General features: G+C 44.2%; 13 protein-coding genes, 1 tRNA gene and 1 riboswitch. Of the genes, 12 read left to right on the top strand and 2 right to left on the bottom strand.

Annotated features, from left to right (window positions below; genetic code table 11):
• Positions 1–2: 2 nt before the first annotated feature.
• Positions 3–557, bottom strand: a complete 555-nt coding sequence (locus AC27KT_RS01405; protein ID WP_487126756.1) for a 2OG-Fe(II) oxygenase — start codon at positions 555–557, stop codon at positions 3–5.
• Positions 558–1,100: 543 nt separating this feature from the next.
• On the opposite strand from AC27KT_RS01405, the gene AC27KT_RS01400 reads away from it, so the two are divergent.
• Genes AC27KT_RS01400 through AC27KT_RS01375 form a run of 6 tightly spaced genes read left to right on the top strand, consistent with a single transcriptional unit; the run spans position 1,101 to position 6,044 of the window.
• The gene (locus AC27KT_RS01400) at positions 1,101–1,862 is read left to right on the top strand and encodes a DUF3450 domain-containing protein (RefSeq protein ID WP_014948702.1); all 762 of its coding nucleotides are present in this window, start codon (positions 1,101–1,103) and stop codon (positions 1,860–1,862) included.
• 6 nt (positions 1,863–1,868) lie between these two features.
• On the top strand, positions 1,869–3,227 hold the full coding sequence (locus AC27KT_RS01395; protein WP_487126753.1) for a MotA/TolQ/ExbB proton channel family protein: 1,359 nt from the start codon (positions 1,869–1,871) through the stop codon (positions 3,225–3,227).
• A 1-nt stretch (position 3,228) separates the two neighbouring features.
• Positions 3,229–3,753, top strand: a complete 525-nt coding sequence (locus AC27KT_RS01390; RefSeq protein WP_012517736.1) for a MotA/TolQ/ExbB proton channel family protein — start codon at positions 3,229–3,231, stop codon at positions 3,751–3,753.
• Positions 3,754–3,764: 11 nt separating this feature from the next.
• Entirely contained in the window at positions 3,765–4,163 is a 399-nt protein-coding gene (locus tag AC27KT_RS01385) for an ExbD/TolR family protein (protein WP_039222950.1), read from the top strand.
• Between the two features lies 1 nt (position 4,164).
• On the top strand, positions 4,165–4,776 hold the full coding sequence (locus AC27KT_RS01380) for an energy transducer TonB (RefSeq protein WP_012517738.1): 612 nt from the start codon (positions 4,165–4,167) through the stop codon (positions 4,774–4,776).
• A 2-nt stretch (positions 4,777–4,778) separates the two neighbouring features.
• Positions 4,779–6,044: a tetratricopeptide repeat protein gene (locus tag AC27KT_RS01375; protein ID WP_487126749.1), complete on the top strand. Its 1,266-nt coding sequence runs from the start codon at positions 4,779–4,781 to the stop codon at positions 6,042–6,044.
• Between the two features lie 144 nt (positions 6,045–6,188).
• Here AC27KT_RS01375 and AC27KT_RS01370 read toward each other — a convergent pair whose 3' ends face one another.
• Positions 6,189–8,516: a GNAT family N-acetyltransferase gene (locus AC27KT_RS01370; protein WP_487126747.1), complete on the bottom strand. Its 2,328-nt coding sequence runs from the start codon at positions 8,514–8,516 to the stop codon at positions 6,189–6,191.
• 59 nt (positions 8,517–8,575) lie between these two features.
• Between AC27KT_RS01370 and AC27KT_RS01365 the strand changes: the two genes are divergently transcribed.
• The 6 genes from AC27KT_RS01365 (at position 8,576) to AC27KT_RS01340 (ending at position 13,401) form a co-directional block, all read left to right on the top strand.
• Positions 8,576–9,001, top strand: a complete 426-nt coding sequence (locus AC27KT_RS01365) for an acyl-CoA thioesterase (RefSeq protein WP_487126745.1) — start codon at positions 8,576–8,578, stop codon at positions 8,999–9,001.
• 130 nt (positions 9,002–9,131) lie between these two features.
• A riboswitch (TPP riboswitch) is annotated at positions 9,132–9,235 on the top strand.
• 55 nt (positions 9,236–9,290) lie between these two features.
• Positions 9,291–11,381 (top strand): TonB-dependent receptor, encoded by a 2,091-nt coding sequence (locus AC27KT_RS01360; RefSeq protein WP_487126743.1) that lies wholly within the window; start codon positions 9,291–9,293, stop codon positions 11,379–11,381.
• 17 nt (positions 11,382–11,398) lie between these two features.
• Entirely contained in the window at positions 11,399–11,662 is a 264-nt protein-coding gene (locus tag AC27KT_RS01355) for a hypothetical protein (protein ID WP_014975943.1), read from the top strand.
• Complete coding sequence (gene pnuC, locus AC27KT_RS01350) at positions 11,662–12,306, top strand: nicotinamide riboside transporter PnuC (protein ID WP_020743106.1); 645 nt, start codon at positions 11,662–11,664, stop codon at positions 12,304–12,306. The genes AC27KT_RS01355 and pnuC overlap by 1 nt, the downstream gene beginning before the upstream one ends.
• Positions 12,272–13,114, top strand: a complete 843-nt coding sequence (locus tag AC27KT_RS01345; RefSeq protein ID WP_487126741.1) for a phosphotransferase — start codon at positions 12,272–12,274, stop codon at positions 13,112–13,114. The genes pnuC and AC27KT_RS01345 overlap by 35 nt, the downstream gene beginning before the upstream one ends.
• Before the next feature lie 210 nt (positions 13,115–13,324).
• A tRNA-Trp gene (locus AC27KT_RS01340) sits at positions 13,325–13,401 on the top strand.
• The last annotated feature ends 242 nt before the right edge of the window (positions 13,402–13,643 follow it).

Genomic DNA, 13,643 nt, shown 5'->3' with positions numbered 1-13,643 from the left:
ACTTAAGCTGGCTCTAACTTAAAAGCAAGGGTATATCGCGGCATGAAGCAAATTCGACTTGGTGGTCTGCCTACATGTTTAATTGCCCCATGGAAAATAACAGTTCTGCCAGGCTTTGGCGTACAGGCGAAAACGCAATCATTTTTGCTGTTATAAAAAAGCGTTTCGCCACCCCATTCAATATCCCATTCCGGGCACAGGTAAACCAGTACAGTAAGTTCGTCTGCTTCAGGTAAACAGTCAGTGTGTGTAAACAGCATGTCTCCGTAAGACGCGTAATTCACATAACCGCGATATGCCTTGTAGTGCTTTCCTGTGGTATTAAATATTTCACTAATAGCGTGTTGATAAACTGCCAGCCCTCGCACCTGTGTATCACTTAGCTCTACCGCCCAGTGTTTGTATTGCGCCGTGTCAGGGCGTGCGATTTCTGTGTGCTTGAAGGCACTTATCTCTAAACCCTTGTATATACCAGTTGCTTCATCTAGGGTGCATAAATCGTCGAATACCCAAACTGGCTTGTCATCTATTGTATAGCTATATGCAGGTGCGCTCACGTTGTAATCATTCTTGTAATGTATGGATGCGGTATAAATAACAAATTGTGCATGGCAAGCCAATGTTAATTTTCAACGCTTTATTTAACATTTACGATTAAAAACACTGTCATCTGAAATTCAAATACCGGCAATATAAGGTGCCTTGCAACAATAATGATGGCTTTTTATGATCAATATTAGTGCAAAGCGCAGCGCACTTTTGCACCTATCTTTCATTTTCGTGCATTTAAACGTATTAGTTTTGAGTAATTATTAAACGATTAAGATGTGGCTAGAATTATGCAAGATTATTTTGAATGCTTATTCAACCTAACTGAACGGAAAACGAGCAGTTAAACGAAAATCTGTTAGGTGTAAACAGTGTGTTACTTGACTAAACGTAACATTCCGTGTGAGTATACTACGTTCGTAGTACTGGCTTTTGATGTCAGCGCTACATTCCTGAAACAAAATTGTGAAAGTTTTATACGCCCCTTGCCCGAATATTTTCCTTATCGGCGAGGATTCAAATAAGAAATTTGGTTGGGAACTATGTCCAAAATGAGCAAGAGAACTCTTATTGCTTCTACTGTTATGGGTGCATTCGCACTAACAGGTAGTGCAGTCTCTGCAGATACGCTTGAAGATCTTCATAAAGAAGAAGCGAAAATCCACGCGGCTGCAGCGAAATCTCAAGAAAAAATCAACACGTTGTTTGAACAGTCTCAAGAACTACTTGTTGAGTATCGTCAAACAGTAGATGAGACAGAAAACCTTAAGATATACAACGATTATATCGCTAGCCTTGTTGCAGACCAGCAGCGCGGTATCGACTCTCTACAACGTCAAATCGACAGTATTGAGCAAACTAAGCAGGGCATCGTTCCTCTTATGTTCCGCATGATCGACAGCCTAGAGCAGTTCATTAAGCTAGACCGTCCTATTCACTTAGACGAGCGTCTACAGCGCGTTGAGCGTCTTCGCGATCTAATGGCTAACTCCAACGTTACTGTTTCTGAGCAGTTCCGTCAGGTACTAGAAGCCTACCTAGTAGAAGTTGAGTACGGTACTAAGATCAACTCTTACCAAGGTACTATCGACGACGCAGGTACAGAAGTTACTGTTGACTTCTTCAACCTAGGTCGTACGGCGCTAGTTGCACTTTCTCTTGACCAGACTCATGCTTGGGTATGGAACAACGAAAGCCGCGCATGGGAAAAACTGGGTGACGAGTATCTGTCTTCAGTTGTTGACGCAGTTAAAATGGCTAACAACGTCATTCCTGCGGATCTGATTAAACTACCAATTAGCGCAGCGGAGTAATTGTTAATGAAACCAGTATTCAAATCTCTTTTAGCCGCTGCGACAGTTGCAGTTGCAGCAACCGGAGCGCAGGCTCAGGAAGCAAAGAGCCTGAAAGACCTTCTAGACCAAGTTCAACAGAACCGTGTTTCTGAAGCACGTCTAGACAAGCAACGCGAAGCTGAGTTCCAATCAGCACGTGCTGACAAGCAAGCGCTTCTTCGCAAAGCACAAGCAGACCTTAAAGCTGAACAAGCTCGTGGCGACCGTCTACAGAAGCAATTCTCAGACAACGAAGTAACGCTAAACGAAAAAGCAGCTGAGCTTGACCAAGCAACAGGTACACTTGGTGAAATGTTCGGTGTGGTACGTCAAGCATCTTCTGAAGCTTACGGCCGTATCTCTACGTCTATCGTTAGTGCACAGTTCCCTGGCCGTGGCCAGTTCCTAGCTGAAATGTCAGAAGATTCTAAAGGTCTTCCAAACATTAAAGAACTAGAAGACCTATGGTTTGCGCTTCAAAAAGAAATGACTGAAGGTGGTGAAGTAGTTAAGTTCACTACAGAAGTAGTTAATCTAGACGGCGGTTCTTCACAGCAAGAAGTTGTTCGTGTTGGTACATTCAACCTTGTTGGCGAAGCTGGTTACCTAGCGTATGACGCTGAAGCTGAAGTTGTTCAGCCTCTTGGTCGTCAACCTGATGGTCACTTCGTAGCATCTGCTGACGATCTAATCGACGCTACTTCTGGTTTCGTTCCTTTCTTCGCTGACCCATCTCAAGGTGCAATCCTTGGTCTATTGAAGCAGAAAGCAACGATGTCTGAGCGTTACCATGCAGGTGGCCCAGTTGGTTACACAATCACGCTTATGCTAGCGATTGGTCTACTAATTGGCGTTTACAAAATGATCACGCTTACGATCACCGGTGGCAAAATGCGTTCACAGCTTAAGAACGTTAACAGTCCTTCTGAAGGCAACCCGCTAGGTCGTATCCTTAAAGTTTACCAAGAGAACAAAACTGCTGATGCAGAAAACCTTGAACTTAAACTTGATGAAGCGATTCTTCGCGAGCTTCCAAAAATTGAAAGCGGCATCAATGTAATCAAGATTTTCGCAGCGATTGCACCTCTACTAGGTCTACTAGGTACAGTACTAGGTATGATCGAGACGTTCCAAACCATCACACTATTCGGTACTGGTGACCCACGTATGATGGCAGGAAGTATCTCAATGGCTCTTGTAACTACTGCTCAAGGTATTATCGCGGCTCTGCCTCTAATCCTTACTCACAGCATCGTAGCTTCTCGTAGCAAGTCAATCATCCACATTCTTGATGAGCAAACTGCTGGTATCGTAGCTGCTCACTCAGAGTCGGAGAAAGCGTAATATGAATTACCTGATTGGATTATTCGAATCGGTCAGGGACTTTATCGCTACCGGCGGTGACGTACTTTACTTCGTTGCTGCCGCGCTCTTTCTTATGTGGGTTTTAATGATTGAGCGTTACTGGTATTTAACCTCGGTCTTCCCAAAGGTGAAGAAAAACATCATCGCGAATTGGGATGCCCGAGCAGATACCACATCATGGTATGCGCATAGAATCCGTGACGCGTGGATTTCTCAAGCGTCAGACGATCTAAACGCTAGAATGCTGATTATCAGAACCATTATTGCAATGTGTCCATTAATCGGTCTACTTGGAACAGTAACCGGTATGATCAGTGTTTTCGAGACAATGGCAACACAGGGCACCAGCAATGCACGCCTAATGGCAGCTGGTATCTCTATGGCAACTATCCCGACAATGGCGGGAATGGTAGCCGCGCTATCTGGGCTGTTCATCAGTTCACGTCTTGAAGCGAAAGTGAAGCTGGCAAGAGAAGGGCTAGTTGATAGCCTGCCACATCATTAGAGAGAGAGATTATGGCTCGAAAAGTCAGAACCGAGGAAGAAGATGCACAGATCGACATGACGCCCATGTTGGATATCGTGTTTATCATGCTGATCTTCTTTATCGTTACCACTGTTTTCGTTAAAGAAGCAGGGATCGAAGTCAACAAGCCAGATGCGAGCCAGGCGATTCTTCACAAAAATGCAAACATTTTCATCGCCGTAACGGAAGACGGAAATGTATGGCTAGACAAGCGTGAAGTAGCGCCGGACAGCGTAAGAGCGAATATTGAAAGACTGCTTACCGAGCAGCCAACTGACTACGTAATCATTCAAGCTGATATAAAAGCGAAGCATGGTTTAGTAGTTGAAATTATGGATCAGGTTAAAGCCGCTGGCGTTAACCGAGTCTCGGTAGCGGCAAGGGGATAAGATGTTACGTATACTTGTATCTATTGTATTAGGTGCTGCGGTTGCATTTGCCCTGTTCGTTCTAATGGCCAAGTTGATTGAAAATTCATCTAGACCAGCAGACGAAGTACCGCCTGCACCGGTGATCGATATTGTAATGCAGGAACCAGACGACCAGACGCAAACGCGTACTCGTGTTCCACCACCACCGCCGCCACCGCCTCCACAGCCTCCTAAAATGGAGCAAGTAGAGCCGGAAACCGCGGAACCTGATGCAGATGGCTTTAGCTTAGCTATTCCAGCTATCGACACAGGTGGTGTTGGTGTAAACATTGGTGGTGTTGGTGCAATGCAACGTGATGGTGAAGCAACACCTATCGTTCGTATCGACCCGAAATATCCACCTGATGCAGCCCGCGATGGCCGTGAAGGTTGGGTAAGACTGTCTTTCACTATCAACGAAGTTGGTGGTGTTGAAGATATCGAAGTTATCGAAGCTGAACCTAAGCGCGTATTCGACCGTGAAGCACGTCGTGCTCTACGTAAGTGGAAATACAAGCCTAAGATCGTTGATGGCAAGCCGGTTAAACAACCTGGCATGTTCGTACAGCTAGACTTTAAACTGGAGCAATGATCATGATGAAACGTACATTCAAAATGTCAGCCGTTGCTTTAGTGCTAGGCGCAGGTGCGGTGCTATCAGCACCCGCTGCTCTAGCGCAGTCAGCACCTGTTGTTTGTCCTGGCTATGAGAAAGGAAAAACAACGCTTGTAGGTGAGCGTACCGGTAAAAAAGTTCAGAAAGCTTTTGAATTTTACAATGAAGACCAAGTCAATGAAGCACTAAACGTACTATATGAAATCGACGCATCAGACGATTTCGATAGAGCGTACGTAAAGCGTTTCATTGGTAACTTACTTGCTGCGCAAGAAGGTCAGGGCGGTAAAGCTTTAGGATATCTGGTTGAATCAGTTGAACCTAAAGTACTAAACGACCTTGAGCACTCTCAAACACTTAAACTGCTAGGTGATTTGAGTATGCAGGAAGAAAAGTACACCGATGCCATTAAATGGTATAACGCGTGGATGGACTTCACGTGTAAGGAAGATGCTGACGTTTATACGCGTTTGGCCCAAGCCTATTTTGAGTCTAAGCAATTAGCCAAGATGGTCGAGCCAGCTGACAAAGCGATTGCTTTGTACGAAGAGCCAAACAAAAACCCGTATGTACTGAAGTTAACGTCTTATTACGAGCGTAAAATGTACCCCGAGACAGTTGCTGTTGCGGAAGATCTTGTAAGAACTTTCCCACAGGAAAAGACTTGGTGGTCTCGTTTAGGCTTTTTCTACATCTTGGTTGAAGACTATAAGAAAGGTCTATCAACACTAGAACTTGCTTACATGCAGGGCTATTTAGAGAAAGAGTCAGAAATCAAAACGCTTGCACAGCTTTATCAAAGCAACGGTATGCCTTACAAGGCTGCGAAGTTGCTTGAAAAGCACATGAAAGACGGCTTGCTTAAGAACGATGCAGATATGCTGGCTAATATTGCTAACGCGTATCACCAGGCTAAGAACTTCAAAACAGCGGCAAACTTGTATGCACAAGCTGCAGCTAAGAGTTCAGACCCTGAGCATTATCGTAAGCAAGGTACGCTTCTTCTTGTAGCTGAAGACTATAAAGGCGCTATCAAAGCTCTAGAAAATGCTCTAGAACGTGGTGCTGAAGACCCTGAGAAAATTCACTTCACATTAATGGAAGCGAACTTCTACGCGGGCGATTTTAGGTCTGCTTACAAGCATGTTCAAGAAGCTAAGAAAGATCGCTCACTACGCCGTAACGCGGCTGCGTGGGAACCTTACATTAAGGAAAAAGCTAAAAACCGCGGTATTAATATTTAATATTCGGATTTAGCTCAAAAGCCTCCTTCGGGAGGCTTTTTTTTGTCTTTAATTAAGGCTTTTTTGCCCCAAAGGTGAAGCAATAAAAGTATAAATTCGTTTACCAACGAACAGTAGAAGCATTCAGAACTATTTTGAATAGCGTTATATAAATTGATTAATTGAATCGAAAGCGGACTGGACAGTCGTTCTAATTAAGGATGTGAGTTCTTTCAATCCGTTTACTTTTATATCGTGCTCTTCTAATAACGCCTTGATACACCCTATTTCTCTATCAGAACTTGTAAAGAGTGCTTTCAAGTAACCCTCTGATTTTATAATGTTAACTAGCTTATTGAGTAGAGCAAGCAATTCTGCGCGCTCTAGAGCTAAGTTACTGTATTTCTGTCCTTCGCTATTTCGACGCGACTTATGGTCATTCGTGTTGCTTATCGGTTGTATTTCGCAAGCTAACTTATTTAAGATGGGCCACACATCGTCTAGTGTGCGTGTTCCTTGAGTAAAGTGAGTAAGCTTGTTTACATAGGTTGAAAGAACAGAATGGGGAAGTTCATCTAGTTTTGCTGCACTGTTGAGGCTAGTTTTCAACGCGATAAGCCTCGCAACCATAGCTTTTGCATTAGAGGTTTTGGGTAAGATAGCTAAAGCACTGGTTTCTCCACTGGCTTTGTTTGGTTTTCTGCCATAATCAACAATGTGAAAACCCTTATTAGACCAAAACTTGTCAAGTTTAGCTGTTGTCCCGTACGACGTGCACATAGCATCAATGGCTTGACCATGCGTTGTCTCAATCAATTTTTGAACAAGGTAGCTACCAATCCCTCTGGCTTGGTGCTTTGGCTGCACTGCTATACGGTTAATTCTCCAGTAATTAAACGTCGCGGCTTCAGGGTCTGCCGACAGCAATGTTAACCGCTGTGCACCTAGGTGACCTTGAGGACGGCGACGCCCCGACGCAATCTCACAAGATAAAGTGCCCAAGCTGTTACCTCCCTCAATATTAATTATCGCCGCAGCAAGCACTAACCTTTCTGTTTTAATTGTGGCAACAAGCACGTCAGGGCTGTCTAATAAACGCATGAAATCGTCAGGCGTTGTTTGGTAATGTGCAAGCGCAAGAAGTGACATCACTTGTTGAAGCATGTGTTCAGCTATATTTTCAAATGAACAAATATTGAAACTACATTCCTTCATTAACAACGCACTGTCTTCTTGTTCTATATGAGCGATGTTATTAGTTCGGTTTTCAGGGGGGGAAAGACACGGGGTATCTTTCTCGGAATATTCTTCAAACAAACAGGTGTGATTTAAGAACCTCTCAACAGGATCTTTATCAAACCAACGCAGCGGCGTCGACAAACTTAGATGTTCAACAGTGTTGGGTAAGTTAGGTATGAGTTTGTGAATGAAACCATTTCCCGAGCCTTCGTAACCTTGAAGAGTAGTACTTAATACCCACTGTGGGTTATGGGCCAATATACGTGCCACAACAGGTAATGGTAAGGACGCCGCCTCATCAACCACAACAAGATCGAAACGGGTGTTGTTATTGCAATCAGAAGAAGGACAGCTGCCATAGAGAAGCTCACTGTCAGGGGGCACCCATTTAACCGAACCTAAAGGTGTTATTTTGTGATTAACTGGCATTTGGTCTTTATCATCAGAGGAGCCATAAGATGATGAAAGTGAGGAGGGCATTGAACCCTTGTGCTTATTAATACGCGACATTAGGTTAGTAACGTTACTCACTTGCTCGCTAGTAAGCAGCACGTTTTTCCCTTCGCTGATCAAGCTATCAATGAATATACCTAATAGAGAAGATTTGCCTCGTCCCCTTGGAGCAGTGACGAGAGCATTTAATTGGTTTACTGAGAATGCCTGATATAAACGTTCATAGGCATCTTGTTGTTCTTGTGTTTTAAACAGCGCACTTTTAAAAGCGTGTTGCTTGGATATTTGCTCTGCGCGATACCTTTCTATATCAGGCAGAATTGTTTTAGTTTCTGTATGAAAGGCTACATAAGCATTATTCCGAAGGCGTTCAATAAAGCGAGCAAGGTATCGGCTGCGAGAAAGCGTAAAACCTTCTGAAATAAACGGCACAGAAACATTCTCGACCCATTCACTAAAATCTGGGCACACAATTACTAAACAACCTTTGCGTTTAACAGTGCCTGCTACAGCCATCATATCTCCTGGCTTGAAAGTATCGCGGCAGTCCAAGATAGCCATGTCGTATTCGCTACCTAATACCTGTTTGCGCTTTTTTCCTTTCAGCGTGTTGCCAGTAAAACTTGCAATGCTGATAGATGAAACGTCATCCGCGAGCGAGTGTATGCTGCAAAGTGCGGCATTACAGAAAGCATTTCCGCCAGAGACAACAAGCATTTTTCGGTGGAGCGGGGGAGTGACGTTTGAGCCATCTTTACAATAAGGGGCTAATAGCCATTCGCGTAATTGAGTTAGCGCCATGAATCAGTTTTTTCGGTATAATCTTACGCTATAGTAGCGATTTATTATGAGGAATTCGAATGCGCTTTCTTTCTCGGCGTTTAGTTATGCCAAACGACCTTAATTACGCCAATTCGTTGTTCGGTGGCCGCGCGTTAGAATGGATAGACGAAGAAGCTGCAATTTGGGCAATTTGTCAGTTAGAAACTAATTGCTTGGTTACCAAGCATATCGGTGAAATTAGCTTTGAATCACCGGCTATGCAGGGAGATATTGTAGAGTTTGGTTTAGAAACTAAAGCAGTGGGCCGCACGTCTATAACTGTAAGCTGTTTGGTTCGTAACAAAGCAACGAAAAAAACCATCTGTTTTGCAGACGATATCGTTTTTGTAAAAGTTGACCCAGATACCCGTCAACCAACCGCACACGGCAAAACCTTGGAAGGGTTAAAGGCTCAGACTGACGATGAAGTACGTCGTCTTAATATGAATATTGGTGCTGAATAGCCCTTGGCTCTTTACGCCTTATATCATATAAAATTTATGACCTTAGCTTAATGTGTTATCTGCTTGACGGCGTGTATCGAACTGGTAGACTCCGTCGCAGATGTTGAGTTTGCTAGTTTTAGCAGCGCAACACTATACCAAGGGGTGTCCGTTTTCGGTCTGAGATCCACATTCGTGGGAACCCTTAAACCTGATCCGGATAATACCGGCGTAGGGATGGTTCACAATATAGCCTTATCACCTGCCGTTAGACCCGGATCTTTTTTCTTAAATAAGAATAAGAGATCCCATGTATAAAACACTTTTCACACTTTCACTGCTTGCTAGTTCCGTTGCGGCCTATGCGCAACACGCCAATGTAAGTAACACTTCAGATAGCACGCCATCAGATATTGAGCGCGTCGTCGTATCTGGTGATTTTCGTCAAACTACACTCGACCAGTTAAGTGCTAGCGCGACCATTTTAGATCAAGAGCGTCTTCGCAGTAGACAGCCGAGCCATATCGACAGTGTGCTAAACAGTATTCCAAACGTAAACTTTGCAGCTGGTGCGTCTCGCGGACGCTTTGTGCAAATTCGCGGTATTGGAGAGCGTAGTCAGTTCGCCGAGCCTATCAATCCTTCCGTAAGCTTTATCGTCGATGAATTTGATTTTTCAGGCCTTGCTGCGGCAGGTCTTATTTTTGATACTAAACAACTAGAGGTATATCGCGGACCTCAGGCTACCTTATACGGCACAGGTGCATTGGCCGGTGCGGTTAAACTCTCCAGTAATGACGTGGGTAGCAACGCCCCAGACTACGTTGAAGCCCGCATTGGTAACAAAGACAGTTACCGCATTGAAGGTGCCACTGGCGACGATATCAACGCCGACTGGGGCTATCGCGTAGCGCTGGTGCATAACCGTAGCGATGGCTTTGTAGAAAACACCTTTTTAGATAGAAGTGACACCAATAATATTGATGAGACCGCATTGCGCTTTGCCGTTGAAGGCAGCGTAGATGAGCGAACCACACTTGCACTTACTTATCGCTGGTACGATATCGATAACGGTTACGATGCATTCTCGCTAGACAATGACAACAAAACGCTGTCTGATGAACCAGGATTTGACGAACACCAAACCCACGCTGTTAGCGCGCGCTCTACAACCAATACAGCTGCGGGCGACTTTATTCTAATTGCCACCCATGCTTCTCATAATATTGCTTATGGCTACGATGAAGACTGGACATTCACAGGGTTTCACCCGTGGGGTTATACGTCTTTTGACGCCTATTATCGCGATGTAGAAACACAGACCGGAGAGATGCGTTTCGTGTCGTCTGACAGTGCCGCACTTTTTGATGGTATGACTGACTGGACAATAGGCGTATTTTATAAAAGTACGGAAGAAAAGCTGCTACGTCAGTACACTTATTTGGATAGTGACTTTGCCAGTGAATATACGCCTACGACTACCGCTATCTATACTCAGACTGAAAGTCGTTTGAACGAAGATTTAGTACTTGTAGCAGGGTTAAGAGTCGAAAACTACGATTTTGATTACGCTGATAACAACCAGCTTACTCGCGCGTTCGATACCACCATGGTCGGCGGGAAAGTCGCGCTTCAGTATACACAGGGCGATCACTTCTATTACGGCAGTATTTCACGCGGATATAAAGGGGCAGGCTTTAACCCCGACAGCCGCGTGAACGACAATCAGCGATTCTTCGACGAAGAGTATAACTGGAACTACGAAGTAGGCGTTAAGGGCCCATTACTTACGCCTGACCTAATTGCTCGCGCTGCAATTTTCTACATGGATAGAAAAGATACCCAGGTGAGCGATTTTGACGTTATCACTCGCGATGACGGTACAGCAGGGTTTGTAGATATTATCGATAATGCTGATTTAGGCACAAACAAAGGGGCCGAGCTGGAGCTTAGCTGGATTGCTAGTGATGCATGGCAGCTTGATGCAAGTGTTGGTTACCTAAGCGCTACCTTTGAAGGGTATACGCTTGCAGACGGTACTGAAGTGTCTGAGCAAAGACAGGCTCAATCACCTAAGTGGACCGCAAACCTGTATAGTGAGTACGCACTTACAGATAACATGCTTTGGCGTGTAGATGTAGATTACAAAAGCGAATACCGTTTTTCTGACGGCCATGATGTAACCTCGCCAAGTACTACGCTGGTTAATTCGGAGATTGTGGTGTTACACGGTGATTGGCAGACATCACTGTGGGTACAAAATGCGTTTGATCGTGAGTACTACACCCGTGGATTCGGTGGTTTCAGCAACGACCCTCGCGATGAGTATGCCTTCGATGAGCCATATTACCAAATAGGTAACGGTCGTCAGTTTGGCGTTACTGTAAAGTACGCGTTTTAAAATAAAAGGAAACAGACATGCAAGTTATGGTTGAACTGTCGTTGTACCCATTGGTTAACGAATACATTCCACCTATTCAAGATTTCATTGATAGGTTAAATAGCTATAGTGATATTACAGTTTCAACAAGTTCAACCAGCACGCAGGTTACAGGTGACTATGGTGTGGTTATGAAAGTACTTGGTGAAGAAATGCAAAGGACCCATGAAGAGGTGGGGCAGGCTATTTTCGTAGCCAAGTTCCTGAACTTCGATGCCATGCAATCTAGAAAATCATCTTGATGGCTAGCTTTTTTTCTGAGTTTACCTCACAAATTGCCGCTACTTCGCTTTTAGAGTGGGTAGCGGTTGTCCTCGCTATTGCCTATGTGCTGTTAGCCGCAAAACAGAACAGCTGGTGTTGGCTGTGCGCCTTTGTAAGTACCGCAATTTACACCTGGCTATTTTGGCAGGTGACTTTGCCATTTCAGTCTGCGCTTAACTTCTTTTATATGATAATGGCGGGATACGGTTATTATCAGTGGTCGAAAGGGGCGGAAGACGGCGATGTTAAGCCAGTGCTTCATTGGCCTCTCTGGGCTCATTTGCTCATTGTGCCGAGTATGTTATTGCTCGCTTGGGTTCTGTCTGAGGTGGCAGGCTCACAGTTCAATAGTGAGTACCTACTATTAGACGCGAGTATCAATTTATTGAGTGTAGTCACAACATTTATGGTGGCGCATAAAATCCTGCAAAACTGGGTTTATTGGTTTTTCATCAATTTAGCGTCCGCCTATTTATACCTGCAAGTGGGTTATGCATTATCTGCTTGCCTGTTCTTAGGCTATGTTGGTTTTGCGGTATTTGGGTATTACCAGTGGCTAGTACAATATAAAAAACAAGGTGAACAGGTTGGATATCATCGCCACGCTGCAAAAGGCGCTTAATCTTAGCGACAGTGCGAAAATTTCGTCACACCCTGCTGGAGCGGTAAATCACGTTTACCGCGTTCAAGAGCTCGCAGATAGTCAGTTATCCTTGATTGCAAATAACCTTCAAAGTAGTGGGCAACCAAAGTCGGATCATAACCCTGTCGACTTAGCGGTGAAATGGATGGGCGATGATGACTTTAGTGGAGTTAATCGTGCGCACCAATTTGCTTTGCAGCAACAGCTTTATAGGTTGGGAGTAGCGCCGCAACCTATATGGTTAAGCGATGATGAAACCATCTGGGTTGAGCAGTGGCTAGAGCACAGTGAAAGTGCGACGCTTTCAACGTTTGACCTGGCGAACACTCTTGCTCGTATTCATTCTTCGCCCATTACCGCTAGGCCATTAGATTTAGCATCAAGATGGCAGCATTATATTAATGTTGCACAGCTTAATATGAGCAGTGAGCTTTATCTAAAAGCCCAATCATTGCGGAAACAAGTAATAAAAAGTGAACAAGACGATGACGACTATGTGTTATGTCATAATGACTTGCTAACTAATCACTTATTACTGAGCGCAGATAACTCACTCAAAATTATTGATTGGGAATATGCCGCCATGGGAAACCGCTACTTCGATTTAGCAAGTTGCTGCCTTATCAATAAACTTGAAATCAATGAAAGTAGAGAGCTCGTTAAGCATTACGCCAAGCTAATGAATATCGATGAGCGCGACGCGATAGCGAAATTTGATCTGCACACCGAGATTGTCGCTATCACTAATGACCTGTGGTTTGCTGCGCTTAACGCCAATAAGGTCTAATTGTCATAAACTGCTCCGCATTTAAAGTGACGCTGCATAGAAGTCGGTTTAAAAGCGGGCAATAAGACAAAACACAGGTGATGGATAAAGCCTATTTGGTGTTATTCGATTGAAAAAACAGCGCATTGCGTGTTAATTAAGCATGCAGTGCATGGTAGTGATAAAAAGGCTTTACCTTTTTAATGTCATCCGTATAATGCACAGCGCGCTAGGGGTGTAGTTCGAATTGGTAGAACAGCGGTCTCCAAAACCGATGGTTGGGGGTTCGAGTCCCTCCACCCCTGCCACTTTCTCTTCTTGCGAACGTTTACGTTCAAATCTTAAATCGTTTCTTTGTTAAATTCTTCTTAAATTTTATTGGTTTCTGTTGCTAGTGCTTAATTTGCTGCAGCTGTTTTATTTCCTCTTATACCAAGGGCTAGGCATTTTAAATTCGCGAACAACCCTTATGAATTAGCGCTTGAGCATTAAACAGCAGGTGCAATCCGAGTAAAAGAACGCGATAGTTATTCAACCAAGCCTGCAACTT

It is taken from the genome of Alteromonas sp. 5NW40-0090 (assembly GCF_057552975.1).
The sequence above is the reverse complement of the archived record's forward strand: the minus strand, read 5'-3'. Positions and strand labels throughout refer to the sequence as shown.

Coding starts and splice junctions, on each gene's coding strand:
- AC27KT_RS01370 (WP_487126747.1), bottom strand. CDS start 8,516: ATGGCGCTAACTCAATTACGCGAATGGCTATTAGCCCCTTATTGTAAA.
- AC27KT_RS01375 (WP_487126749.1), top strand. CDS start 4,779: ATGATGAAACGTACATTCAAAATGTCAGCCGTTGCTTTAGTGCTAGGC.
- AC27KT_RS01390 (WP_012517736.1), top strand. CDS start 3,229: ATGAATTACCTGATTGGATTATTCGAATCGGTCAGGGACTTTATCGCT.
- AC27KT_RS01380 (WP_012517738.1), top strand. CDS start 4,165: ATGTTACGTATACTTGTATCTATTGTATTAGGTGCTGCGGTTGCATTT.
- AC27KT_RS01365 (WP_487126745.1), top strand. CDS start 8,576: ATGCGCTTTCTTTCTCGGCGTTTAGTTATGCCAAACGACCTTAATTAC.
- AC27KT_RS01400 (WP_014948702.1), top strand. CDS start 1,101: ATGAGCAAGAGAACTCTTATTGCTTCTACTGTTATGGGTGCATTCGCA.
- AC27KT_RS01355 (WP_014975943.1), top strand. CDS start 11,399: ATGCAAGTTATGGTTGAACTGTCGTTGTACCCATTGGTTAACGAATAC.
- AC27KT_RS01360 (WP_487126743.1), top strand. CDS start 9,291: ATGTATAAAACACTTTTCACACTTTCACTGCTTGCTAGTTCCGTTGCG.
- AC27KT_RS01395 (WP_487126753.1), top strand. CDS start 1,869: ATGAAACCAGTATTCAAATCTCTTTTAGCCGCTGCGACAGTTGCAGTT.
- AC27KT_RS01385 (WP_039222950.1), top strand. CDS start 3,765: ATGGCTCGAAAAGTCAGAACCGAGGAAGAAGATGCACAGATCGACATG.
- pnuC (WP_020743106.1), top strand. CDS start 11,662: ATGGCTAGCTTTTTTTCTGAGTTTACCTCACAAATTGCCGCTACTTCG.